25 protein-coding genes are annotated in these 25,071 nt (G+C 48.5%); 10 read left to right on the top strand and 15 right to left on the bottom strand.

Annotated elements, in window-relative coordinates; genetic code table 11:
* Window positions 1-37 precede the first annotated feature (37 nt).
* The 4 genes from KNQ03_RS12170 (at window position 38) to KNQ03_RS12155 (ending at window position 4,555) form a co-directional block, all read left to right on the top strand.
* Window positions 38-613, top strand: a complete 576-nt coding sequence (locus KNQ03_RS12170; protein WP_069940202.1) for a class I SAM-dependent methyltransferase — start codon at window positions 38-40, stop codon at window positions 611-613.
* On the top strand, window positions 591-1,280 hold the full coding sequence (locus KNQ03_RS12165) for a response regulator transcription factor (RefSeq protein ID WP_214724919.1): 690 nt from the start codon (window positions 591-593) through the stop codon (window positions 1,278-1,280). The genes KNQ03_RS12170 and KNQ03_RS12165 overlap by 23 nt, the downstream gene beginning before the upstream one ends.
* Window positions 1,277-2,626: a sensor histidine kinase gene (locus tag KNQ03_RS12160; protein ID WP_214724917.1), complete on the top strand. Its 1,350-nt coding sequence runs from the start codon at window positions 1,277-1,279 to the stop codon at window positions 2,624-2,626. Before KNQ03_RS12165 ends, KNQ03_RS12160 begins: the two co-directional genes overlap by 4 nt.
* Before the next feature lie 135 nt (window positions 2,627-2,761).
* A complete protein-coding gene (locus KNQ03_RS12155) occupies window positions 2,762-4,555 on the top strand; it encodes an acyltransferase family protein (RefSeq protein ID WP_214724915.1) in 1,794 nt (597 codons plus the stop codon).
* Window positions 4,556-4,606: 51 nt separating this feature from the next.
* Here the strand turns inward: KNQ03_RS12155 and KNQ03_RS12150 are convergent, their stop codons facing one another.
* The 3 genes from KNQ03_RS12150 to KNQ03_RS12140 form a co-directional block, all read right to left on the bottom strand.
* Window positions 4,607-5,659, bottom strand: a complete 1,053-nt coding sequence (locus KNQ03_RS12150) for a copper resistance D family protein (protein ID WP_214724913.1) — start codon at window positions 5,657-5,659, stop codon at window positions 4,607-4,609.
* Window positions 5,593-6,120 (bottom strand): copper resistance CopC family protein, encoded by a 528-nt coding sequence (locus KNQ03_RS12145; RefSeq protein WP_214724911.1) that lies wholly within the window; start codon window positions 6,118-6,120, stop codon window positions 5,593-5,595. The genes KNQ03_RS12150 and KNQ03_RS12145 overlap by 67 nt, the downstream gene beginning before the upstream one ends.
* A gap of 63 nt (window positions 6,121-6,183) precedes the next feature.
* A complete protein-coding gene (locus KNQ03_RS12140; protein ID WP_050676874.1) occupies window positions 6,184-7,551 on the bottom strand; it encodes a hypothetical protein in 1,368 nt (455 codons plus the stop codon).
* A gap of 246 nt (window positions 7,552-7,797) precedes the next feature.
* On the opposite strand from KNQ03_RS12140, the gene KNQ03_RS12135 reads away from it, so the two are divergent.
* Window positions 7,798-8,817 (top strand): MSCRAMM family adhesin SdrC, encoded by a 1,020-nt coding sequence (locus KNQ03_RS12135; protein ID WP_214724909.1) that lies wholly within the window; start codon window positions 7,798-7,800, stop codon window positions 8,815-8,817.
* Between the two features lie 66 nt (window positions 8,818-8,883).
* Here KNQ03_RS12135 and KNQ03_RS12130 read toward each other — a convergent pair whose 3' ends face one another.
* The 3 genes from KNQ03_RS12130 to KNQ03_RS12120 form a co-directional block, all read right to left on the bottom strand.
* Entirely contained in the window at window positions 8,884-9,369 is a 486-nt protein-coding gene (locus tag KNQ03_RS12130; RefSeq protein WP_214724907.1) for a FixH family protein, read from the bottom strand.
* Window positions 9,362-10,729 carry a PepSY-associated TM helix domain-containing protein gene (locus KNQ03_RS12125; RefSeq protein ID WP_214724905.1) on the bottom strand — a complete coding sequence of 456 codons (1,368 nt, stop codon included), beginning with the start codon at window positions 10,727-10,729 and terminating at the stop codon, window positions 9,362-9,364. Before KNQ03_RS12125 ends, KNQ03_RS12130 begins: the two co-directional genes overlap by 8 nt.
* A gap of 276 nt (window positions 10,730-11,005) precedes the next feature.
* Entirely contained in the window at window positions 11,006-11,587 is a 582-nt protein-coding gene (locus KNQ03_RS12120; RefSeq protein ID WP_053452466.1) for a DedA family protein, read from the bottom strand.
* 272 nt (window positions 11,588-11,859) lie between these two features.
* Here KNQ03_RS12120 and KNQ03_RS12115 point away from each other — a divergent pair, with 272 nt between their 5' ends.
* The gene (locus KNQ03_RS12115) at window positions 11,860-12,645 is read left to right on the top strand and encodes an NUDIX domain-containing protein (protein WP_214724904.1); all 786 of its coding nucleotides are present in this window, start codon (window positions 11,860-11,862) and stop codon (window positions 12,643-12,645) included.
* Between the two features lie 48 nt (window positions 12,646-12,693).
* Here the strand turns inward: KNQ03_RS12115 and KNQ03_RS12110 are convergent, their stop codons facing one another.
* Complete coding sequence (locus tag KNQ03_RS12110; RefSeq protein ID WP_214724902.1) at window positions 12,694-13,542, bottom strand: VOC family protein; 849 nt, start codon at window positions 13,540-13,542, stop codon at window positions 12,694-12,696.
* Between the two features lie 121 nt (window positions 13,543-13,663).
* Here KNQ03_RS12110 and KNQ03_RS12105 point away from each other — a divergent pair, with 121 nt between their 5' ends.
* Together KNQ03_RS12105 and KNQ03_RS12100 are read left to right on the top strand one after the other, a co-directional pair.
* Window positions 13,664-14,014 carry a winged helix-turn-helix transcriptional regulator gene (locus KNQ03_RS12105; protein ID WP_023466835.1) on the top strand — a complete coding sequence of 117 codons (351 nt, stop codon included), beginning with the start codon at window positions 13,664-13,666 and terminating at the stop codon, window positions 14,012-14,014.
* Between the two features lie 103 nt (window positions 14,015-14,117).
* Window positions 14,118-14,900: a nucleotidyltransferase domain-containing protein gene (locus KNQ03_RS12100; protein ID WP_214724900.1), complete on the top strand. Its 783-nt coding sequence runs from the start codon at window positions 14,118-14,120 to the stop codon at window positions 14,898-14,900.
* A 260-nt stretch (window positions 14,901-15,160) separates the two neighbouring features.
* Here KNQ03_RS12100 and KNQ03_RS12095 read toward each other — a convergent pair whose 3' ends face one another.
* From KNQ03_RS12095 to KNQ03_RS12085, 3 genes are all read right to left on the bottom strand, one after another.
* The gene (locus KNQ03_RS12095; protein ID WP_214724898.1) at window positions 15,161-15,745 is read right to left on the bottom strand and encodes a DUF4352 domain-containing protein; all 585 of its coding nucleotides are present in this window, start codon (window positions 15,743-15,745) and stop codon (window positions 15,161-15,163) included.
* A gap of 167 nt (window positions 15,746-15,912) precedes the next feature.
* Window positions 15,913-16,848, bottom strand: a complete 936-nt coding sequence (locus KNQ03_RS12090) for an NADP-dependent oxidoreductase (protein WP_214724896.1) — start codon at window positions 16,846-16,848, stop codon at window positions 15,913-15,915.
* Window positions 16,849-16,960: 112 nt separating this feature from the next.
* Window positions 16,961-18,430: a methyl-accepting chemotaxis protein gene (locus KNQ03_RS12085; protein WP_214724894.1), complete on the bottom strand. Its 1,470-nt coding sequence runs from the start codon at window positions 18,428-18,430 to the stop codon at window positions 16,961-16,963.
* Between the two features lie 154 nt (window positions 18,431-18,584).
* Here KNQ03_RS12085 and crcB (KNQ03_RS12080) point away from each other — a divergent pair, with 154 nt between their 5' ends.
* Window positions 18,585-18,983, top strand: a complete 399-nt coding sequence (gene crcB, locus KNQ03_RS12080; protein WP_214724892.1) for a fluoride efflux transporter CrcB — start codon at window positions 18,585-18,587, stop codon at window positions 18,981-18,983.
* Window positions 18,984-19,334, top strand: coding sequence for a fluoride efflux transporter CrcB (gene crcB, locus KNQ03_RS12075; RefSeq protein ID WP_214724891.1), 351 nt, complete (start codon window positions 18,984-18,986; stop codon window positions 19,332-19,334).
* Between the two features lie 54 nt (window positions 19,335-19,388).
* On the opposite strand, the gene KNQ03_RS12070 is transcribed toward crcB (KNQ03_RS12075), so the two are convergent.
* The 5 genes from KNQ03_RS12070 to KNQ03_RS17180 all read right to left on the bottom strand — a co-directional run bounded on the left by KNQ03_RS12070 (window position 19,389) and on the right by KNQ03_RS17180 (window position 25,018).
* A complete protein-coding gene (locus KNQ03_RS12070) occupies window positions 19,389-20,243 on the bottom strand; it encodes a DegV family protein (RefSeq protein ID WP_050678897.1) in 855 nt (284 codons plus the stop codon).
* A gap of 70 nt (window positions 20,244-20,313) precedes the next feature.
* A complete protein-coding gene (locus tag KNQ03_RS12065) occupies window positions 20,314-21,342 on the bottom strand; it encodes an aldose epimerase family protein (protein WP_133208378.1) in 1,029 nt (342 codons plus the stop codon).
* Between the two features lie 92 nt (window positions 21,343-21,434).
* Window positions 21,435-23,111, bottom strand: a complete 1,677-nt coding sequence (locus KNQ03_RS12060; RefSeq protein ID WP_214724889.1) for a LytS/YhcK type 5TM receptor domain-containing protein — start codon at window positions 23,109-23,111, stop codon at window positions 21,435-21,437.
* A gap of 179 nt (window positions 23,112-23,290) precedes the next feature.
* The gene (locus tag KNQ03_RS12055) at window positions 23,291-24,613 is read right to left on the bottom strand and encodes a hemolysin family protein (RefSeq protein ID WP_214724887.1); all 1,323 of its coding nucleotides are present in this window, start codon (window positions 24,611-24,613) and stop codon (window positions 23,291-23,293) included.
* A gap of 36 nt (window positions 24,614-24,649) precedes the next feature.
* A complete protein-coding gene (locus KNQ03_RS17180; protein ID WP_214725055.1) occupies window positions 24,650-25,018 on the bottom strand; it encodes a MerR family transcriptional regulator in 369 nt (122 codons plus the stop codon).
* Between the last annotated feature and the right edge of the window lie 53 nt (window positions 25,019-25,071).

Raw genomic sequence — 25,071 nt, 5'->3', positions numbered from 1 at the left:
ATACTACATGATATACTCAACGGAAAGTAGGGTTTTCATGTTTGATTTCTTAAAAGAAGCACTTCACGCGCCACTCCGTGTTGGAGCCGTCGCACCGAGCAGTCCACGCCTGGCTGAAATGATGGCACGACGCGCCGTCGCCGATCGTCCGCGTCAGATTCTTGAAGTCGGAGCGGGTGACGGAGCGATCACCAAAGCTTTACTGGCCGCTCGTTCACCGGAAACACATCTCTTGATTTGTGAACGGAGCGAAACGTTCCGCCCGGCACTCGAACAATTACTGGCTCAGGAAACGAATGTCACTCTCTTCATTGGTGACGTTCAAGGATTATCCGATTCATGGAGCGGACAGATCGACGTCATCGTCAGTGGTCTCCCGTTCGCCTCGTTCCCGGCAGCGTTGCGGCATGACTTATTAGCACAATTCCAAACGTTACTACGATCAGGCGGTCACTTCATCGCCTTTCAATACACCCGGTTCCAGTTCAAGATGTTCCGGGACTATTTTCAAGAACACAGTTATTCGCACACGCTCTACAATCTTCCCCCCGCTTATGTTTTCGAGGGGGTGCAACAGGAGGAATCTACACATGCCCACGCTCTTGATCGTTGATGATGAAGCAGACATCCGTCAATTGCTTCGACTCTATTTAACCAATGAAGGGTACGAGATCATTGAAGCCGAAAACGGCGAGGAAGCGTTAGCGACTCTTGCAACGCGTCCAGTCGATGCGATGTTGCTCGACGTGATGATGCCCGTTCGCGATGGCTTCTCGACCGTTCAAGCAGCACGTGCTGCCGGTCACACGTTACCCGTCCTGATGCTGACGGCGAAACGCGAAGACATGGATAAAATTCAAGGTTTGACCTTCGGAGCGGACGATTACATTGGTAAACCGTTCAATCCACTCGAAGTCGTTGCTCGCGTCAAGGCGCTACTGCGCCGCGTCAGCCAGTATCATGTCCCGACTACCGCTTCAGCGGTCCAGGTCGGTCCGTTCACACTCAAAGAAGACGAACGCGTCATCTTTAAATACGATGTACCGCTCGCCCTGACCCGCCGTGAATTTGATTGCCTGGCGCTATTCTTGAATCATCCGCGCCGTGTCTTCTCGGCTGACGACCTCTATGAGCGGGTCTGGCAGGAGGAAGCGCTTGGTTCCGCGTCGAACGCTGTCATGGTCCTGATCCATAAACTCCGCGACAAGATTGAGGATGTCCCGAAAGAACCGCGCCACCTCCAGACGGTCTGGGGCGTTGGTTATAAGGTTGAGCCATGAGACGGATCAAACTAACGGTCTGGATGCTTGTTTTACTACTGCTTGCTGCATTTTTGAGTACGGCACTCGCCTGGTTGCTTGCTAGTCAGTTGCCGCTCGGTACGAAGACGGTTCCTCGGTACTATTACACGACAGAACAAGAAGTCGTCCAAGACGTGAAGCGTGATATCGCCCGTTACGAAAACGGGCAATCACCGAACGGTCCTTACGAGTGGGCCGTTTACAGTGCCGATAGTCGTCGCCTTGATGCATCTGACAAGTTTCCAGAAGACTTGACGCCCAGCCGGTTACTCGCTGCTCAAACACCGACGGAGCGAGAGCCGTCCGACACAGGAACGATTCGGACATTGCACCACATCGAAGCGATTTCCCTACCAAATGGGGCGTCCGGTTTTTTCCTGACGGTACAGACAGATAAACCGAGACTCAATGAATATCAAGTCGGTAATCCGAATGCTTTCTTCATCTTGCAGGTTGTCTTGTTCATCGTCTTTTTACTACTCTTGACGCGTTGGATTGCCGGATTGTTCCGGGAACTCGAGCGACGACTCGAACGGTTGACGGTCGAACCGCCACCAACTGAATCACTCCCACCGGTCAAAGGACCGAAGGAGTTTAAGCTGTTTGCCCAATCGATCGAACGAATCGAACAGGAACTCCGGACTTTACGAATGCGTGATCAGGAGCGGTTCGTAGAACAGTTGCGCTTGATCACCAGTCTATCGCATGACTTACGGACACCCTTGACCTCAATCCAAGGTTTCATCCAGTGGCTGACGGAAAAACATGAGACGTTATCCGCGACAGAACGCGCGGAACTTCTAGCGATCGTCACCCGCCAGTCGGAAACGCTCGCTGCCCGGATTGATGAACTGTTCACGCTCGCTAAATTATCGAACACCGATTATCCAGTCGAACGGATCTCACTCGATCTCGTGACCTTAACGGAACAAGTCCTGGAACTGTTTCCTGGCACTTCTTCTACTGTCAATGGTCCTGCACACGCGACTCTCTTCGCCGATCCGATGCTCTTACGGCGCTTGCTTGAGAATTTGATTCGCAATGCAACACTTCACGGGACGGGAGATCTTCAAATTACAATCAAAGAAGAAACAGAAGGCGTCCAGCTGATCTGTTCGAATGCGATTGAATCGACTTATACGCTAGAGGAACTAAACGAATGGCTGACGCCGTTCGGGACGTCCGATGCTTCCCGCTCGTCTGGTGGCTCTGGCATCGGTCTGTCGATTGTTCAACAAATCATGGCACGTCATGCGGGGAGCGTCGCATTGACTTCACAAGACAACCGCTTCATCGTGACCTGTCGTTTTCCACATGTTTCATAAGCCTGCATCCGATGTGCGCATCGGGTGCTTTTTTGGTCAGGTTGTTACTTCTTAGACACTTCTTTGAAAATGGAATTCGATACACTAAAGACTGTTAGAAATTAGTTGTCGTTTTAAAGGAGTTGTTCGTGTCTTATGAAATCCTCGTCTCGTTCGATTACATATATGCCAGGGCTTGATGGCTTACGTGCCTTCGCCGTCCTATCTGTCATTCTCTACCATCTGTCTATTTCATTCTTCTCCGGTGGTTTCCTCGGTGTTGATCTCTTTTTCGTCCTATCCGGTTATCTGATTACCGGTCTCTTGTTACGCGAGTGGCAGACGACCGGACGCCTCGATTTGAAACGGTTTTGGATTCATCGCTTCCGTCGCCTGTTCCCAGCCTTATTCGTCATGCTGTTACTCGTTCTCGGGTACGTAACGATCTTTGAACGCGAACTGTTGCATACGGTTCGCCAAGATAGTGCCTTTGCGCTCATTTACGGGACGAACTGGTGGTATATCTTCCATGACGTCTCCTATTTCGAGTCGTTCGGTAAGCCATCACCGATTCAAAACCTTTGGTCGCTCGCAATCGAGGAGCAGTTCTACCTGCTATTCCCGATTTTACTTTGGTTCGGAATGAAAAATCGCCGCTTATTTTTGCAATTGATCGGCGTTGCGATCGGTGCATCCGTGCTCGCGATGGCGATTCAGTTCACACCTGGTGAAGATCCAAGTCGTGTCTACTATGGCACGGATACTCGGTTATTCGCCCTATTGATTGGGAGTCTGCTCGCTTTCGCGTGGCAACCGACCCGCTTTAAGCTCGATATCCCAAAACGTGGTGTCCGGTTACTGAATCAAACAGGTGCCGTTACTTTGCCACTCTTGCTTATATTAATGATCGTCACAAGTGAGTTCGGAAGCTTCTTATACCGAGGTGGTTTTTTCCTTGTCGCCGTCCTTGCTGCACTATTGATTGCTACAATTGCTCATCCGGCGTCGATTTGGAGTCGCTGGTTTGCGCATCCAGCACTTGTTGCCATCGGTAAACGATCATACGGTTTATATCTCTGGCATTTTCCCGTCATCACGCTGATGACACCAGTCGAGCAAATCGGCACGTTCTCGTTGCTCCGGACCGTGCTGATCGTCGTCGTGCTTGTTGCCTTGACCGAAGGATCGTATCGCTTCATCGAACGTCCGATTCGTCAACACGGACTGTCCGGTTACTTAAAACGTCTATCGTTACATCCGCGGCAGTTACGTCAGTTTTCAACGATGCAGTGGACGAGTGTTGCCGTGTTGACGATTCTTATCGTCAGCTTCATCGGTAACTTATCGATTCTTGCTGTCTCCGATACGCCGAAGCCAGAACCTGCTTTCGAGAAGATAGCGGCGCCAAAAGAAAAACCGAAACCGGTCCTCAAACCGACGACACCGAAAGCAACACACGATCAGCGAAAAATCTGCCGACCGACGCTTGCAATCGGAGATTCGGTCCTGCTCGGTGTTGAAGATTACCTCGGCAGTACACTCAAGCAACTAACAATTGATGCAAAACTCGGTCGTCAGCTGCGAGAAGCGATTCCGCTGAGTGAGCAGTATGCGGCGTACAATCAGCACGGACGCCAAGTCATTCTCCACCTCGGAACGAACGGGAGCTTCCGTAAGGATCAATTGAATAGTTTGCTCGATCAATTCGCAAATGCCGATCACGTCTATCTGGTCACTGCACGCGTCCCGCGTCCGTGGGAAACAGAAGTCAATCAGATGTTACGGGAGGCATCGAAGCGGAAGCGTGTCGAACTGATCGACTGGCATGCCGTTGCCGTCAAACATCCATCTTACTTCGAAGCAGATGGTGTCCATTTGAATATCAAGGGCGCACGTGCCTATTCGAAGATTCTTGCGAAAGCGACGAATTGTGCTGTTTCAACGAAATAAGACCACGTCAAACAAGGTAGCGGAACGATCCGCTACCTTGTTTTTTTGTACTCACCCTGTCGCTAGCAGCCCAAGATAGATCAAACTGACGCTGAATAAACTCAGCAAGACACCCACTGCATGCCGACGATATCCGAGTAAAAGCAATGGTAGCGTGGCGATGCCAATCATCAAGACCCACCCGTTCCCTGCTGGACCACTGACCGGCAGTTGCCCTAGCGTCGGTTGTTCCAGACGACTGAGTGAAGCGCTCGCCATGAACAGCAATACTAAAATGATACTCTCCATCCGGAGTAGTGGACGCGGATCGTACGTTGAGTCAAAACGCAACCGACGCCTTACGAGCGTTCCATTACAGAATGCGTAGAACAAAAGTGGTAGCAGCAGGAGGTGCTTCAGCAACAACGCTTGACCGTATGGTACACCCCAGAGATTCGTATAGCGTTCAAGTGGAATCGCCAGTTGCATCAGTAACAGACCCGACAGGATGACACCCGTAAAGGCGATCCGGGCAAACGGACTGAACCAACTTAAAAAGGCAGACCAATGAGCGGTCGAGCGGGCACCGATGGCTATCCAAAACACGACACCGATCCAAGCTGTCACACATAAAAAGTGACTAAATTGAAGCGTCCACCCGAGCGCACCGTATTTGGCCGCCGCATGACTCGTTCCTGCGATACCAATCCATAACGGGATCGTCAAGAGTGCGAGCAGGATGGACCGTCGCTTTTGCCATGCGAATATAATCAACAGGAGTAAAGCAGAGAAGTAAACGACAAGAAACATCCGACCGATATGCAACTCCAGTAACCCCGTTCGAAGAGCTTCTGTCATCGTTTGCGTCGAAAGTAGAAAACGAACGGCACCAAAGACCGGGATGCTCGTTCCAAGAACGAGCATCCCGAGTCCCGCTACCGCCCACGACGTACCGTCCATTAATGGCGGTTTCCGTTTCCTTGGGATGAAGCATAATACCAAATAGCCCATCCAAAGCGCTCCACCCATGTAGACGAGTAGTTCTCCTAGAAACGCACTCATGTCGTGCGACGACGTAACAAGAGAAGGATGACGATACTGATTAACAGTCCCCCGACGATCCATGGGAGCAGTGTCGGAACGAGTCCTTTTGAAACTGGCTCCGCTTCAGGAACGACTGCTGCTTTTGTTTCCATCGGCTCAGCCTTTTCTACGGTGCTTGTTTCAGCTTTTTCCTCACCTAGTACCGTAAAACGAATCGTTCCTTTAACGGGATGACCATCATCTGAAATCGATGCCCACTTGATCGTATATTTTCCTTCCGTTAAAGGCTCTGAGACGACAGCACTCAGTTCATTTCCGATGATGAGCGGTTTTGCGAGAGACTGTTCGACGCCATTCGCGTCTACTACACGTAAGGTGCTTGTTTTTTCAACAGCCTCACTGAACGTCAAGCGGATTCGATCGACGGGTTCAGATAATGCCGATCCCTCTGCCGGATTCGAGCTTTTTAAACTCGTATGTGCTTCGACCGATATGGGCAACAGACAAACGAGGAATAGGAGTACAAATCGGATGATGCGCATGTCGTTTACCTCCTTTCTGCTTGATGTGTAAAAGAAAACCCGCTGTTGCCAGCGGGTCGTCCTTTATTGTTGCGGGCGACGACGGAGTGCGAAGAATCCAAGGATCGATGCTGCTGCGATACCAAGCAATGACCAGACGATACCTGTCGTCGATGCTTCTTCTTGCATACCACCGAGACCTGTGTTTGGCATTCCAGGCGCACCTTTGAATTTATCTGGGAACTGATCGACGATTGCTGTCGCAGTTCCTTCCCCTACGCCGTACATATGCGCGTACGCTTCGCGAATTGCTGGGTACGTTTTGTCGTAATCTTTTTCATTGTAGCTATTGAAGGCAAGTAAGAGTTGGTCAATGTGAACCTTCAATCCTTCTTCCAAATCTTTCGCTTTCAAGCGTCCTTCTGTTGCTGCATCAAGGAATGCTGCCTGTTCGACACGGTACTCATCGAGTTCCTTCACGGCCATGTCGCGTGCTTGATCATCTTTCGCACCTGTTGCTTTGACATAGTCGACGAAGTAGCCGATGTGGCTCGACCAAATCTTCTTGAATTGTTGCGCTGCTTCGCTACCATAAACAGAGCCAATCGAAGCTGTCAGGTCATCCGTATTTTGATTCAAGGCACCAGCCGCAGCGTCAAAGTCTTTTGCTCCGTCAATTCCTTTTTGCATCGCGAGCACTGCAAGCGCCGCGTGTTCAGAGAAGTTTCGGTTCAGTCCGGCACGAAGATCAGCTGCTGGTGTATCAACTTTCGTATTTTTGAATTTATCTGGGTACTGATCGACGATCGCACCAGATAACCCTTCTCCCACCATATACATATGCTCGATTGCTTTACGTAGATTACTGTAGGCAGCATCATAATCACCAGCAACGTAGCTATCAAACGATGTTAACAGTTGCGTGATATGGACTTTTAGTCCTGCTTCGAGATCCGCTGCCTTCAGACGTCCTTCCGTTGCTTTATCGAGGAACGCAGCCTGTTCGACACGATACTCATCAAGCTCTTTCAATGCTTTTTGTTTCGCGTCTTCGTCCTTGGCACCAGTTGCTTTGACGTAATCGACGAAGTAACCGATATGGCTCGCCCAGATTTCTTTGAAGGCAGCGCCTGCTTCTTCCCCGTAGACGGAACCAACAGCTGCCGATAAATCATCCGTGTTTTGATTCAAGGCACCGGCTGCCTGCTCAAAATCTTCTTTACCATCAATTCCTTTTTGCATCGCAACGACTGCGAGATACGCGTGTTCAGATAGAATTTGATCGAGTGTCGCTCGTAAATCCGATGCTGGAGATGAGACATCGAGGGAGACTTTTCCTGAACTGTGAGACATCTTACTATGGTCCTCATGACCATGTGCACTAACACCTGCTGCTGGAATCAACAATGCGGCACTAAGCGGAACAGCGAGATACGACTTTTTCATCTTCATCTTATGAACACCCCTTTGATTTTTTGGACTTCACATAGATAACGTAAGGAGTTCACGAATGGTTTTATCTTTTTACATTTTTTATTTAAAATATTTTTTTCTAACGAAATAAACTTATGCAGCACTTTCATTATTTTTTAGTTTTTATTTACTCATTTCGCGAAACAGCCAACTTATTTTCTAATCATTTCATTAGAATCTTCTTATAACCTCATCTTTTATCTTTTATAGAACAGGAGTGGACTTATGAAACGGATTGTCATTGGCGCAGTACTTGCTTCGCTCGTCGTCTCGCAAGCAGTTGGACCTGTCGAAGCAAAAAGTAAAGCGAAGAAGAAACCTGTCGTGCAAGTCGATCGAGACAAAAATGGGATTCCAGATGCTTGGCAAAAACAATATCATTTGGGATATGGAAAACAAGTCGCAACAAAAGATCACGATCGCGACGGTTTGATGAATGTACAAGAGTATCAACTTCGTCTCAACCCCACTAAATCGGATTCGGACCGCGACGGAATCAAGGATGGGAAAGAGGATTCGGACCGCGACTTACTTACGAATCAACAAGAATACACAGCGCATCTAAATCCATTGAAGAAGGATTCCGATCAAGATGGTATTTCTGATGATAAAGAAGACCAAGATCAGGATCGATTGACGACACGAGAAGAATTCATCGTGGGTACGCAGCCACTGAAAAATGATTCAGATCGTGACGGCATCAAAGATAACGAAGAGGACCGCGATCAAGATACGCTTCTGAATGAAGACGAATTCGAACTTGGTTCTGATCCAACCAAAGCAGACAGCGATCATGACGGGACTCGAGATGATCAGGAAGATACGGATCACGACGGGGTTCAGAATAATCAAGAACTCAAACGGATCATGATCAAAGTGACGGATACGAATAAGAAAAAGTTCGAGTGGCGTTACAGTAATGAACATCAACGGAAAGAATTGCGCTTTAAAGACGAGATCGGTATTACTGACGTTGCGACGTTAAAAGATCGTCTTCTCGTCACACCATCGATGACGGAAGAAGAATTATTAACGTTAGTCGCACAGGCACTTCAATTGCCAAACATCAAAACGTTACACGTCCAGATCAAGTTCTATAATGGACAGGAACTCGAATCAGAAGATGAGCACTCGGATGACGATGATTCTTCGGATGACTCAGAAAATGATGATCAAGATGATGATTCAGACGATCATGGAGACGATGACGGGGATGATCACGGAGATCATGGTGATGACGATTAATCGTCTATACGAAAAATGAGAGGACGGAATAGTATTCCACCCTCTCATTTTGTATTTCCTTATTCTTCAATGATGGTGACCGCTACTTCCGCCAGCTGGTTTTGCTCCACCTTGTAAGATTTTTAAATCTTCTTTCGATAACTCACCGACGATGAACTGCCGTGTTGGCATGATCATCGCACCTTCACTGCTTGCATGCGCTTTGACATAATACAAGCCGGATTTTGGTAGTGCCTTCGCAATCGTATAGACACCTGGCTTTGTCTCCTCTGCCGGTTCCATACTATAGCGTACTGTTCCATCCGCTTTCCAGATTTCAAAGTGGACATAATCGACTTTTTGAACCGGTTTGTCTTCACGCCAGACTGTTGCTTCAAACGTCTGCTTTTTCTTGGCATCCGGTTGTAAGTCCTTTGGGATATTCATTTTGATCGATAACGGCTTAGCTACGGCATACTGTTCTGCTGCATCGGAATCGACCGCACAGCCAGCAAGACTCGTCGTCGTGACGAGCAGTCCGCCGAGCATGAGTGTTTGTATCGATTTACGCATTGAAGAACCTCCTTACACTCGGAATACGACGGATGACGAGGAAATCGACCAGCCAGACGACGAGCAACGAGAGTCCAACAAGCGGGAAGACGATTCCCAGCACGACAAGCACAGCGAGGAATCCTTTCAACATGAATGCTTTCGGTCCTTTCGGCGCCCCCATCCCTTTACTTGGTTTTCGCTTCAGCCAGAGATAGAAACCACTGACTGCCACGAGAATGATTCCGAGACAAATCAACAGACTAATCAACTGATTGAACCAGCCGAATTCCGTTCCCTTGTGGAGTGTGATCCCGGTCGCGACGATCTTTCCGACGATACCATAGTTGTCATAACGATAGTCGGCGAGCACGGCACCGGAATATTGATCGAGATGGATCGTCGCTTCATTCTGTGCTTTCGCTGGATACGCAGACAGCGTATAGACACCGCTCGGATCACTTGGAATACTGATCTTAAAGCTTGGATCCATCCCTTGTTGTTTGCCGATTGCAACGATGTCATCGATCGAAGCCGGAACAGCACCTTCGACTTTCGATTGCGGGACATCAAGTGTTTCGGCAGCCCACGGGACTTCCGCGATATCCTTCGTTTGAAGTGTTGACGTCGGTGCCTCCCCACCCCAGATGGACGGTGGATAACCAAGCCCTTGGTTCGTGACAAGGGACTGGAAGTTCGTTCCCCAGAAACCGGACCACGGTAAGCCAGTCAAGATCAGGAACAGCATCCCTGCTGTGATCCAGAATGCTGGAACAGCGTGGAGATCACGACGGAATAACTTCTTGCCTTGACGAAGACGTGGAAACAAGACACCTGACAGTCCCTTTTGCTTACGCGGGAACCATAGGAACAGTCCCGTCACGATCAAGACGATTGCCCAACAGGCGACGAGTTCAACGATCCGATCGCCAGTCGTTCCCGCCATCAGTTCCCCGTGGATCTCTTCGATTTTATTCATGATCCGGTCATCGTCAGATAATGTTCCGATGATCTTACCAGAATACGGATTGACGAAGACCGTCGCCGACATGTCTGGTGACGAGACCTTCACTTCACTGGATCGATCGTCGGATTCACCCGGTCGGTACGACGTGACAAGTGCATCGGGATACTTCGCTTTGACGCGATCAATCTGTTCCGTCGCAGTGATGCGATCTGCTTGTGGTGTAACTTCATAATACGATTGATACAGGACGTTTTCGATTTGTGGCTTAAAAAGATAAATGGATCCTGTCACAGCAAGCATGACTAGGAACGGTGCAAAAATGATACCAGCATAAAAGTGCCACCGCCAAATCGTCCGGTAAGCAGAAGAAGTCGGTGCTTTTTTGACCGTCTCTTCCGTCTGCATGAGATTCATATGTATCCTCCTCTGGCAATAAATATGTCCACTCTGTGAACACCTCCTAGTATAAGCGTTTACAATCCAATTTCAGCCACTTGCTTGTGACGATAAATTGCCAATACGGTGTGTAAATCACGTAGCTTTTAAGAAGTGAAAAACGTCTTTTTTTGACAATGATTTCACTTTTCTTGTAGATTACTTCTTATTTCAAAAAACTATCCTTATTCATAAAACCAAACTTCATCTAAAAAAGCGAATCCTGATCTGGATTCGCTTGCTCGTGTGATGTTTTTATATTGAAGAACTTTCCTCGACTGATTCCTTTTGACGCCGATGATATACGATACCTGTTACTACTAGACCGATTAAGATGACTACGATCGCACTGATGATTCCGGGATTCACCTGAAGCCAGTTCCACAGCTCCGACCACGTCACAGCTTCTCCGATCCGGACGATCAAAAAAGTCCAGAGTCCTGTATAAACGCCTGCTGCTAAGAATGTCATCACTAAATAACGCGGTAACGGATAACCGAGGAGTCCAGCGACATAATGAATCGGATGTCTGACGCCGGGTAAGAAGAACGATAGTCCGATTGCCCATAACCCGCGTCGTTCGATGATTGTTTCTGCTCGTTCTAAGAAACGTGACTTCATCCACCGTTTGACGAGCGGAATCTCACGGAAGAACCGAGCAAGTAGATAAAACCACGTAAAGGCGATGAAGAAGACCGGCCATGCGGTCAACCAGATGACGACCGGGTACATCCCCTCTCGTAATCGAAGTGCTGCAAAACTCATCATCAAGACATCGTCCGACAATGGGGTGAACATGATTCCGCCAGCCAGGCGGACGAGTGCCATGATATCCATCACGTATCCCTTCTTTCTGTTTCTCTCTACTTTCAGTATCCCCGATTTTTCTGAAGTTGAGCCCTATCCATTTCTTAAGTTCTTCTTTAGTTATACTTTTCCGATCAAAAGAGATCATTATCGATGATTTAAAGTCACGTAGACCGTAAGACATGTATACGCAACCGTTCAATAAAAAATCCTTTTCCCACATCGAGAAAAAGGGTTTCATCCGTCCGTTCGAGAAGGGGTACAACGTACATCTGAACGCTCATCTGATAGGAGGAATTTCCATGTTACATCGCCGGAAGACCTATACGATTCGTCCCGAACGCCTAGAAGAATTCACTGAGTTTTTCCATACCTATTTGTACCCGCTCCAAGTCAGCCATGGTGCCCGTCTTGTTGGTCGCTGGGTGACCGAGGCAGAAGATGAAGTCATCGCCATTTGGGAATATCGCGACCGTGAACATTACGAACAAGTCGATCGTGATGTCCGCAACAGTGCTTTACGTCGCGAAGCGATGAAGAAGCGCGCGCGTCTCGGCAAAAACCTCTATATCAAATCCTATGAAGATTTCATGACAGCGACCGGTACGTATGCTCCCCCTCGCGCGATCGTCAGCGTGACCGCGTACATCACGAACGATGCCGGTGAAGTCCTGCTCGTCCGCAACCTCCACCGGGGTGATACGTATGAGATGCCGGGTGGACAAGTCGAAAATCACGAGTCGATTCTTGACGCCATCAAACGGGAAGTCAAAGAAGAAACTGGTGTTGATGTCACAATCGATGGCATCACCGGTATCTATCAAAATGTCTCAAGTCATGTCCTGTGCGTCTGCTTCCGTGGGAAAGCGGTCGGTGGTGAACTCGCAACACAAGAAGGCGAGACGACGGACGTCGGCTTCTTCCCGATGACACGTGACTCGCTGAGTGAGTATATCAAACGGGAACACTTCCAGTTGCGGACGCTTGATGCGATGGATCCCCATTACTTCCCGCATGCCTTATATAAAGTCAGACCGTATGAACTGATCAGCCGGTACGACGGTAACGCGACGTCGTCTTCACGGTAAACCAAAAATCCCCTTACAGTGTTTTCACTGTAAGGGGATTTTTTTCGGTTACGTTGTCAATCGAGCGGTAATCCCGGCATCATCGGTGACATAGAAATCGCCTGCTTGATCGGTAACGGTATAAGCGGAAGACTTCAACGCCTCGATCGCTACTTGAAGCGTCTCTTGATTCGGATAACGCAGCGTCCAGTAGACAAGTCCGACCGCATCTTCTGGATTCGTTGGTGCATTGACACCCGACCAGACGTTCAGACCGATGTGATGGTGGTAACCGCCCGCAGCAACGAACAACGCACGCATTCGCGAAGCGTCAGCGGCAACGTCAAAGCCGAGCGTCTCGACATAAAATGACCGCGCTGCTTCGAGTGTCTTGACGTGGAAATGGACATGTCCCATGACCGTATCGTTCGGCATGCCATACCAATCTTCTTCTCCCGCTTCGACGAGCATGCTTTGCCAATCGACGGGATCCGTCGTCATCTTGACGTCTCCGTTTGCTTCGTACGTCCAGGTCTCACGTGGACGATCGGCATAAATTTCGATCCCGTTCCCGTCTGGATCCGACAGATAAAACGCTTCACTGACGAGATGGTCACCTTGACCAATCTCGATCCCTTGTTCGATCAAATTCCGGATGACGAAACCGAGTTCTTTTCGGTTTGGTAGCAAAATCGCAAAATGATATAACCCGGCGACCGAGTTCGGTGGGAAACGACGGGCATTCGGATGGACTTCAAGCTCAACGAGTGGTGTATCTTGCGCGCCAAGAACTGTGAGCTGATCCGTTTGCGTCAGCACACGTAATCCGAGTGACGTTGTATAAAATGAAATCGAACGATCGAGATCCGTGACGCGTAAACGAACAGGACCGAGTGTAATCTGTGGGTGAATCGACATGTTGTTTCCTCCTTCAATGAAATAGCTCGTACCCCTATTATTACGCGGAAGCGATCGAAGCGGAAGTAGGCACGAATAAGTGGTATAGTATCCTAAACGATACCATGAAGGAGGAAGACCGATGGAAGAGACACCAAGCTGTCGCGTCGAGACAGCACTCGAAATCTTGACCGGAAAATGGAAGCCGTCGATTTTACTCGTCTTGATCACACATGGAACGCTCCGCTTCAGTGAATTGAAACGCCAATTGCCGAACATTACGCAAAAAATGCTGACGGCTCAACTGCGTGAGCTCGAACTGAACGATATCGTTCATCGCGAGATTTATCAAGAAGTCCCACCCCGTGTCGAGTACTCTCTGACGGATTATGGTCGGACGCTCATTCCAGTCCTTGACGCGATCAATGCATGGGGGGAACAACATGTCCTCCATCTTGAACATAAAGAAAAACTCGCTTCTGCTTCTCAATGAGGAATCCATTCCGATGTGATTTCTCATTTTTTATGGAAAAACCTGTCTATTATCCCGTATACTGACGTAATAGACTTCTGTTTTTGGAAAGGAATGAGTCCTCATGCATCAACTTCATGCGATCGAGCAACTGGTTGCTCGACTCAAACAAGATCCTGCAGTCGAAGCCATCTTTTTGAAAGGATCTTTTGGACGGGGAGAAGAAGATGTTCATTCAGACATCGATCTGTACTGTCTCGTCTCAGAAGAACGTCAAACAAAATTCTTATCACGTCGTTTGTCCCATCTTTCTGCTTATCGTTCGATCATCTGGAAAGATGAGATTAATATCATCGCCCCACAAATGATCGTCGTCTATGATGATCTGCTACATATCGATTTGTTTACGGTGACGCTTGACTCGCTGAACCATAAGGATCAATTGCGTGTCTTGTATGATCCACAAGAACAGTTGACGGACTTTACCGATACTTGCGACTTAACGCTTTCTGCTCAAGAAGCGACCGATGAAGCGATCGATGCAGTCTGGTTCTTGTTCCAATATAAAAAAGCAGCAGCACGGGGAAATGACTTATGGGCAGTCGAGATGCTCCGTAGCGCCTTGATCAAGTTCGCAAAAGTATTACTCCATCATCATGCTCCTGAACGAGCACAACTCGGATTAAAGACGATTCCGACGACATTGCCAGACCATCCACGCCTTGCTCTTGAAGCAATCTACGACGTCCTGACACCCGCAACGCACGCTGAAGCGGTTCAACGTTATTTGGCTTGTTTAGAGACCGAACGAAACGCGCTCGACCAGACGCTTGCCTCTCATCCGGAGACGCTCGCTTTACTCGATCGATTAACGCCTGAACTCTCGATCCAACAATCAGGACGGTAACAAGAAGGGGCTGACTCAAAAGTCAGTTTCCACAAAGATAAGGGTGGCAGAATGATGATCTGCCACCCTTATCTCGTAACAAAAAGAGTGACGCGTTTCACGCCACTCCTACAGGAAAAAGCGCATTTATGCGCTGTCAGAGACAAACAAGACCCGCTTTCCTGCTTGAATGAAGCAGGAAAACTGGCTTGTGTCTCGCCTGAGGAAAGGGCGTGAAAAGACGCGTCATTCTTTTATTGAGTCTCTTCTATGGTCGCTCATTACCGTGTCAATTGAATCTCTTTTGATTGTCCACCTGCCCAGCCAAAGCCAGATGAGACTTCAAGCTTCGGATTTTTCACCTGTTTCGGTAATTCGAAGACGATGTTGCCGGTTTTCTCGATATTCGGGTTGATCGTCTCTAAGAAGAAGCCCATTCCATCTTCATTCGCATAGAGATCGAGCTCCGTATCGGCTGAGTATTCCGTATCGCCGACATTGACTTTAAACATGTTGCTGTCGACGAATCGCTCTTCCTTATCTCCGTTTAAAATCGTCAGACCGATGACTAAGAATTGTCCTGATGTTTTCTTTTCGCCGAGAACGTTCGACAACGTATCGACCATCTTGACGTCGTTGACGACGTACGTCAGTTTCCCGACCTTTACCTGATCATTCACCCCGTACGTTTTCTTGACCGGCTTCGCAACTGCTTTTGCTTTTACTAGTTTTGCTTCTGATTTGACTGCTTCTTGTTCGACTTCTACTTTTTTCTCCGGTGCTGCTTGTTCTTCGTCATCTCCTAGATTTCCGAGAATGACTGCTCCGATCACGATGATTCCTGCCCACTTCAATCCTTTTTTCATGTTACTTCCTCCTTTTAATTTGGCTGACTCACGTCTGATAGCCCTAGTATAGAAAGAAGCAACCCCTTATCCTTTACACTTTTTTAACCAGGTTATTTTTTGTTTAAGGTCCGATAAAAAGATTGACAAAAATAAAAGAGAACGCTAATTTCAGCGTCCTCCTCTCCTTATTCTCCTTTGACCCGGATGACGATTTTTCCTTTTGCGTGCCCTTCTTCGCCATAATCATGTGCTTCCTTGATTTGATCCAGATCAAAAATCCGATCAACGACAGGTTGTAGCTCACCACGTTCGACGGCTTTAGCGATATGTCGCAAACGTTCACCGGTTGGTTGCATGAAGACATACGCAGATCGTGCATTATGTTGCTTCGCTTGCTCTTCATCCGGTGGTGTGGAAATCGAGACGAGCATTCCGTTCGGCTTCAGCATCTGATACAGCTCCCCTTGCTTGTCGCCACCCATCGTATCGAATACAAAATCGATATCCCGAACACGATCGGCTGGGTTTTCTTGTTTGTAGTCGATGACTTCGTCGGCTCCAAGCGCTTTTACCCAGTCGACGTTTTTCGTACTTGTTGACGTGATAACGTACAAACCGTTTGCTTTTGCGAGTTGAATCGCAACCGTTCCGACGCCCCCTGATCCGGCACCAATAAAGATCCGGTCACCCGGCTTCGCATCCATCACTTCGAACATGACTTGCCATGCTGTATGCGAAACGAGTGGAAGAGACGCTGCTTCAGCAAAACTAAGCGATTCTGGTTTTTTGACGACGAGGTGCGCATCGACTGCGACATACTCTGCATATGTTCCTTGACGAGCAATTTCCGGGCGACTGAAAACGGCGTCCCCGACTTGAAGATCCGAGACGTTTTCTCCGACTTCCTGAATCACACCGGCAACGTCCCAACCGATGACGAGCGGCATCTCATAGCTCAACATCTGACGCAAATAGCCTTCGCGTAGTTTCCAATCGACCGGGTTCACACTCGCGGCATAGACTTCGATTAAAACATCATCTGGTCCAATGACTGGCTTGTCCAGTTCTCCGACCTTAAATTGTTCCGATCCACCATACTGTTCGATGTAAGCTGCCTTCATCCGTTGACTCCTCCTTCGATAATCGTTCCCTATCTTCTTCCCCGTCCGTAACAACGACAAACAGTCTGAAGATACACGACAGCTCTCCATCAATCGATGAAGAGCTGTTTCGTTAAGCATTCGTTTGTTGAAGGGTTGATGCCGTCTCATTCAAGGCATGAATCGCCTGCTGCAGTTCCATGACCTGGCCAACTTGATGACGCGTCAGACCGGACAATGACTCACTTTGTGCAAGCAAGGCGTTCATGAACGTGTCGAGTTGACCAGTTGCTGTCGTGATAGCAGTAAGACTACTCGTCATCGTCGCGAACTGGGTCTGCGCCGACTGGATCGAACCGACGACTTCCGTTGCATCCATCTCAATCGTCTGTAGCGCTAACTGACTCTCGGCCATTCGTTCTTCCTGCTCACGTAGCAATGTCGTACTGGCATGAATGGAGTTCCCCGTTTGCGTAACGTCCTGATCAACACGTTCGATGATCGCATTGATTTCCTTCGACGCTTCTGCCGTCTGTGCTGATAGATTACGAATTTCTTGCGCAACGACCGTAAAGCCTTTTCCGAACTCACCCGCACGAGCTGCTTCGATCGACGCGTTAAGACTAAGCAGGTTCGTTTGTGCCGCAATCGCATTGATGCTCGACGTGATGGCGACGATTTCCTGAAAACGTCCGGCGAGTTGTCCGAACGACGTGACCGACTCATCCATGCTCGTCGTCAATTGTTGTAAGGATTGTCCGGCAAGACCAATTGTCTGCCTGCTCTTTTCGGCTGTCGTTCGCGATGACGAACTTCGCTCGAGTGCGTGGTCGACAGAAACGGTCACATCCTCCATCCGGTTGACTTGCTGGTCGTTCAATTGGCGAATTTCACGAATCGCTTGAACGCTTCCTGCTGCATCATGTGCCAGCTGTTGCATCGCCAGATCAACCTGACTGAAGGAATCCTTCGCCGCGTCGACCGTTTCACTCATCTCTTCCGTGAACGTCGTTACTTCCGTTGCGGTTGCTGCCGTTTGTTCGAGAGCAATTTGCGACGTTGCCGCGTAGGCTTCCGACCGTTCTTGTTCTTGGCGGACGGCTAACATGACGTTTCGTCCGAAGACGGCAACAAAAACAGCCGCCGAGAAAATCATCAAATAGATGACATACGCGACGATTAAATCGAATGTATTCGTAAAGACAATCGTTCCAAGCATTGTGAATACAGCCATCTCAACGAGTCCAAGGATTCCGGCGAGAATGACCAACCTCGGAATCAAATAGACGATTGAAATCGTCAAGTAGAGATAGACGATCGTCCAAATGCTCGGCGATGGTAATGTTATTAAAACGAGAGCGAGGACGAAATACGTTAACGTCACTTGGACGTACTTCCCGCTCGGACGATGTCCAAGTAGACGGTTGCCCACAAGCAACGCGACCGTCAAGATCAAACCACCGACTAAAAACTGATAAAACACACTGATCGGGACGTAATTCATTTGCGCAAATAAGAAAATCAATGGATGCGCGATCGTAATTAACGTTGCAATCAGGCGGGACAAAATCTTTGTACTTTGTTGCTCGAGGGCAGATACCATCTTGTTCAAACTCCTTCACCTTATTAAAGTCATACAGTTGTTCATCGGCAGAAAGAATTCAATCGTTAAGTCCCTCGAGTGACTTTTTTTCTTGACGCTTTCTTGAGAGCGGGAGTACGGTTAACGTAGACTTTTTTCAGAAAAGAGGATTCATATGCTGTATGTACTCGTTGGTTTCGCGGGGGTACTGGGTGCCTCTGCGCGTTATGGGCTCGGACTGCTGATTAGTGACTTGACGACTGGTCCTTTCCCGTGGCCAACGCTTGTCATCAACTTGATCGGGAGTTTTCTTCTCGGCTATGCGACACACTTTTTATTTCGAACGAAACTCTTACATCAATATGCGATCACAGCCATCGGCACGGGTTTCATCGGCTCATTTACGACGTTTTCGACATTCAGCGTCGAGACCGTGACCTTACTCAACGAACGTCATTTAACGGACGCGTTCCTCTATGTACTCGTCAGCCTATTCGGCGGTCTATTCCTGTCTTATGTCGGTTACGCGCTCGGAACACGACGACTGCGTCACGTGACGAAAGGACGTGAGTGAATGACGCTACTCGCTCTTGCCATCGGTGCTTTTTGTGGTGCCATCAGTCGTTTTGCCGTCAGTCAATGGATGAAGACGTTTTGGAAACGCGAATTTCCACTGGCGACGTTCCTGATTAACGTACTCGGTTCATTTTTACTTGGACTCGTCATCGGGGCGCATCTCGATACGACATGGACGTTACTCTTAGGTACCGGCTTCCTCGGATCATTTACGACATTCTCAACGTTTAAAATCGAGACATTGCAGCTATTTCAGGACGGAAATCGTAAAGTGCTCACCCTCTATCTCATCTTGAGCTACGGTTTCGGAATTCTTGCAGCTTTCCTTGGAATCACACTTACAGCTTGAACGAAACAAGAGGCGACGGAAAAATCCGTCGCCTCTTGTCGTATCCGTTTTAGTTTAATCATTCATCCAGAATAGACCAACCGTCTCTGCTCCGGCATGCGTCCCGATCGCTGGTCCGAACGTGCCTTCGAGAATCGTCAAATCCGGGAACTTCGCTGCGACTTGTTGCCGCAGTTCCGCTGCCATTTCCGGTGCCATCGTCGTCGCAACATAAATCCGGTTCTTGTAGAACGTGTGCTGACGCATCGACTCATCGATTTGTTTAACCATTTCGATGTAAGCTTTCTTTAAAGAACGTGCTTTTTTGAACGGCACGATTTTTCCTGCTTCATCCGTCGTAATGATCGGTTTAATGCTGAGTAGGTTCGCCAGGAACAGATCTCCTGATGAGACACGTCCACCCCGACGCATCGTCTCCATATTACCGACGATCATATAGAAGTGGGTCTTTTTCGTCAACGCTTGTAAGGCAGCGACGATTTCCTCGACGGATTTCCCCTGTGCCTCGAGCTCCATCCCGTAACGAATGAATTCTTGTTGGTTCTCAAACGCCGTATGAGAGTCGATGATGTGAACCGGGAAGCTGGCTGCTTCTGCTGCTGATGCTGAACTTTGGACGGTACTCGATAATCCATTCGTACAGTGCACTGCAATCGCACAGTCATAGCCTTCTTCTTTCAAGCGTTCGTATGTTCCGACGAACTCTCCAAAAATTGGTTGTGATGTTTTGGCAATCAGCTTTTTGTCCGCATCTAGGGCACGGAACAGTCGTTCGACCGTGATCGCATTCTCTTGATACGCCGTATCACCGAGTAAGATTTGAATCGGTACGACATTGACGCCGATCGCTTCTGCCTCTTCCTTCGTGAAATAGGCCATACTATCGGTCACCCATGCTATTTTAGTCATTTTCCTTAGCCTCCGTTAGATTCTTCTCGCTTTATCCTACCATATACAGAAGTGGAAATCGCAAGAAACGTCATGACATCATCTGAAAATGAAACGATGTGCGCTTATGATAGTGTTTGCCGGCATGTAAGACGACGGAAGGAAAATTCGGTTGGTTGATCGCATCCGGCAACCCTTGTGTCTCAAAACAGATGCCAAGGTATGGCGTTGCTCGTCTTCCACAAATCGTAAACTCGCCTGACAAGTGATTAGCGGTGTAAACGACAACTCCCGGTTGATCCGTCACGACGCGCAAACGTCTACCACTGATTGGTTCGTCGAGAACGATTTCCCCACCCTCTCTGAGTAAAAAGGGGTGATCGACACCACTACCTGCTTGACGTAGTTGTTCGTCTGATGCGTGTGTCACTTCATGTAGCGGACGAGCTTCCGAAAAATCAAAGACGGTGTCTGTTACCGGGAGAATGTCACCGGTCGGTACCGCATCTTTGGTCAACGGAACATAAAAAGGTGCATCCATTCGTAACAGATGCTGTTCGATCGTCGTTTTTGCTTCACCCGTCAAGTTAAAGTACGTATGATTCGTCGGACTGAATGGTGTCGAAGCTGTCGTCTCCGCTTCATAATGAATATGCAGGACGTTCTCATCCGTCCATTCGAAAGTCAGCGTGAACGACAAGTGACCCGGATAGCCGTTCTCACCACTCGGACTATCTAAACGTAGAACAAGTTTGTCGCCGTTGATTTCGTGTGTGAACATCCGGTTCGCCCAATTTTCGCTTCCTCCATGGAGGTGATGTTCACCCTCATTTTGCTCAAGAACGTACGTCATCCCTTCCAACGCGAACGCGCCATTCGCAATTCTTCCGCCGACGCGTCCGATCGTGGCGCCTAAGTGATGCGGATCATCCTGATATTCTGATAGGTCATCAAACGCGAGTACGACATTTTCGATCATTCCATGCTGATCCGGAACCCGGATGGCAAGAATTTTTGCGCCTCGGTTCAAGATATCGATACTATGCCCATGCACATTTTGTAACGTGAATCGTAACAAGGACTGATCACCTAGTTGTCCCACTTCTGTTGTCGTAATCATCATCTGCTTCCTCCTGTACGATACATTTTCCTGTTTTCGTATTTACCCTCGGAACGAGACAAAAAAACAACAATGGCAAAATGCCACTGTTGTTAAAGAGACGGGAGAGGTAATCGCACTTCGATCCGAGTTCCTTGATGGATGATCGAGTGGACGTGTAATGTTGCAGTCAGACCGTATGTCACGTCTAATGCGCGTCGAATCAGGAACAGGTTCGAATCTCCCGCTTCCTGTTGATTCAGTTGTTGCATCACGGCAAGCGGCATCCCTTGTCCATTATCCGTGACTTCGATGACCCAGTCCGTCGTCGCCCTAAAGGCACGGACATCAATCCGGTGATGTCGTCCTGCCTTTACGAACGCATGACGCAGTGCATTATCGACAAGCTGCGTCACAAGGAATGGAAAGACGAAGTATTCTTCAACAGCGGTCTCGATATCAAGATCGACCGTGATATCGGCGGAGGTCAGTTGATTCGGGCGACGCCGTGTTCCTTCTAGTGATAAATAGGCCTTCAGGGTCGCCAGTTCCTCGCGTAGTGGATGTTCATCATGACGCGTCGCTGCCGTCAAAAGTTGAAGCAGGGCATTCAATTGATGTTTCACAGGAGTTCCCGGATCAGCTGTCCGCTGGATTTCTTCGATGATACCTTTTAGATAGCTGACCTGTAACATCGGTTTCATCTTTCTCCCACTTAATCGGAGCAACTGATCTTCTCGGTGCATGTGTAGCTCTCGTGCTAATAAACGGACGAGTTGTTCCGTCATCCGCTCGACAGTGTCGTCAAATAAGTCTTTCGAAAAGTAACAGATGACACCTGCCTTTTGACCGTTAATGCGCATCGGATGAAAACTGAGAATTTGTCCCGTCTGCTCGTCTTCCTGTCGGACGGGTTCTTCTGCTTCGATCCATCGTTGCTCCTCACGTCTCGGTTGCTCGCCACAGACTGCTGGTTGCTGGTCCGTCATATCGATGACGACCTCTGTCGCCCCGAGCACGACGATCCGTTGCATCTTCGTTTCCTTCAATAACGTCGCTCCAATCTGCCGCGCGACTTCCGAAGTCAATCCCTGCTTTCGTAAAGGTTGTAATGCTTGTAGTAGACGATCGGAACGCTCGGTCTGCCGGACGAAGAGATCGCCTTCGAGTCGTAGTTGTGTCCGTAAGATCATGATGAACAGTACGACCCCACATATGTTTGCGAACAGTAACGGAAAAGCAGCACGGCTCATCAAATCAAGTGCTTCTGCCGTATCGGGGGCAAGTAAAAACGTAATCCCACTTTCGAACAATAATGCCGTCAATACGATACCGATTGGTGGAACGAGCGCATAACCATCATGCAAACGCCAGCGTTTTCGATACCATCCGCTCGCAAGTCCAGCGAGCATTGCGATGATCCAACCGGCTTCTGCCCCTAACGAGCCGAGTACGTAGCGGTGTAGACCAACCAAACATCCCGTGATGCCGCCGATCACTGGTCCCCCAATCAATCCGCTCGTCACGATGACAGCGAGTCGGGTATCGAGCAACAGGGCATCCTTCTCGACAGCTAATCCGAGTAACGGATCAATCGTCGTATCTTGCGAAAGTTCAATTCCTGCGTAGTTCATCAAAATACCGGATGACACGAATGCAAACAGCAGTGGAAGATTCATTCCGCGGTCCATCTTGAATATGTATCGGGAAATGCGCCACTGGGACAATAAAAAGGCTAACAGTGCTAACATACCTAAACGACTCAGTAAAAATGGAATCTGCTCGAGCACGGAATACCTCCTCGTTTCATAGGACGCGATTTAACAATAAAGTAGCTGTAGATTACATTCCCGCTCCTCTCTGCATTCTCCTATCATGTCTGCCGAAAGTTCGCACAATCCGTCCATTCTTGATTTTTTGACTGATGCGATGAAAAAAAAGCCGGTTCCTCCATGAGGAACCGACCATCTTATGCTTCTGCTTCTGCTTGTTCAGCTGGATGCAACCAAATCTTGACGCGGTTGATTTGATAGTTTTCCATTTCCATCACTTCGACGGAGAAGTCTGGTGTGTCGATATGCTCACCTGGCTGAAGATCGATGTTATGCATCTGAATCCAGCCACCGATCGTATCGACATCTTCGACATTCGTAAAGCGAATGTTGAAACGTTCTTCCAAGTCAGCGAGCAAGACTGTACCGTCGAGCAAGAACTCGTCCGATTTGACCTGTTCGATTTCTTCGACTTCATCTGCGTCGAATTCATCACGGATTTCACCGACGATTTCTTCGAGTAAGTCTTCCATCGAGACGAGACCTGCCGTTCCACCGTATTCGTCGACGACGAGAACGAGATGGGTCCGGGTCCGTTTCATCTTGCGAAGTGTCTCTTGAAGCGACGTCACTTCCGAAACAACCGGTAAATCCTTCAGATAATGTGTCACCGGATGCTCATTTCCGTTCGCATAATCCGTCAAGACTTCCTTGACGTTGACGTATCCGAGAATCCGGTCTTTATCATTTTCTTCTGTAACCGGGTAACGTGTGTACGGATTATCCATGAAGATTTCCATCAGTTCATCCTTCGTCAAACGTTCCGAGATCGTCTCCATCCGCATTCGCGGTACCATCAAGTCTTTGACGATGTGCTCATCAAACGCAAAGACATTTTGCATGAGGGCAAGTTCCGTTTGGTTGATTTCACCACTTTGGAAACTTTGCGCCATGATGATTTTCAATTCATCTTCCGAGTGGGCTTGTTCGTGCCCTGCTGGTTTGACACCGAACAGACCGAGGAATAAGCGCGCTGAACCGTTGAGTAACCAAATGAATGGGTACATGATTTTACCGAACACATAAAGTGGACGGGCGAACAACAATGTCATGCGTTCTGCATACTGAATCGCAAGCGTCTTCGGAGCGAGTTCACCGATGACGACGTGTAAGAACGTTACTGATACGAATGCGATACCAAACGACAAGAGTGTCGAAACAGCAGCAGAGATCCCGAAGTCGTCGAAGACAGGGTGCAAGATCTTTTCGACGGTTGGTTCACCAAGTGCCCCAAGACCAAGTGCCGTGACCGTGATACCAAGCTGACAGGCAGACAAGTAGTAATCAAGATCGCCCGCGATTTTTTTCGCAAGGATGGCACTTTTGTTCCCTTCTTGAATCATTTGATCCAAACGCGACATCCGAACCTTAACGACAGCAAATTCCGATCCGACGAAAAACGCCGTCAACGCAATCAACAAGACCACTAAAAATAAATTGATGAATAATATAGTATCCAAAATCCCCTAAACAGGGGTCACCTCCATTGTTTTGTATTAAAGCTGTGCAATCAAGGAAGCAATCAATGTTAGACGCCGGGACAGTTCTAAGCGGATCGCTTGTTTTTCGAAGTCCGTCGAATACAACAAACGCTGCTCGAGTCCTTCAACCGTCGCCTGAAGTTGTTTCACTTCCTGATAAATCGTCTCCCCTGTTTTTTGTTCCCGTTCCGTAAAAGAAGCAAGAATCTCTTGCAGGGAAAGCCGTTGAGACTTCAAATATTCAATCTTTTCGATTTGATGAATGACCGATTCGTCATACAGACGGTAGCCAGACGCGGTACGCTCTGGTGTTAACAGACCAAGTGATGTGTAGTAATCGATCGTTCGTTTTGATAAGCCGGTGGTCTCCGCGACCTGACCGATTCGAAGTAACGCCTTCCCAAAAGATTCTCACCTCCTTTCCATAGCTAGTTCTT

Source organism: Exiguobacterium sp. s143, from assembly GCF_018618895.1.
GTDB classification, from domain to species: domain Bacteria; phylum Bacillota; class Bacilli; order Exiguobacteriales; family Exiguobacteriaceae; genus Exiguobacterium_A; species Exiguobacterium_A abrahamii.
The sequence above is the reverse complement of the archived record's forward strand: the minus strand, read 5'-3'. Positions and strand labels throughout refer to the sequence as shown.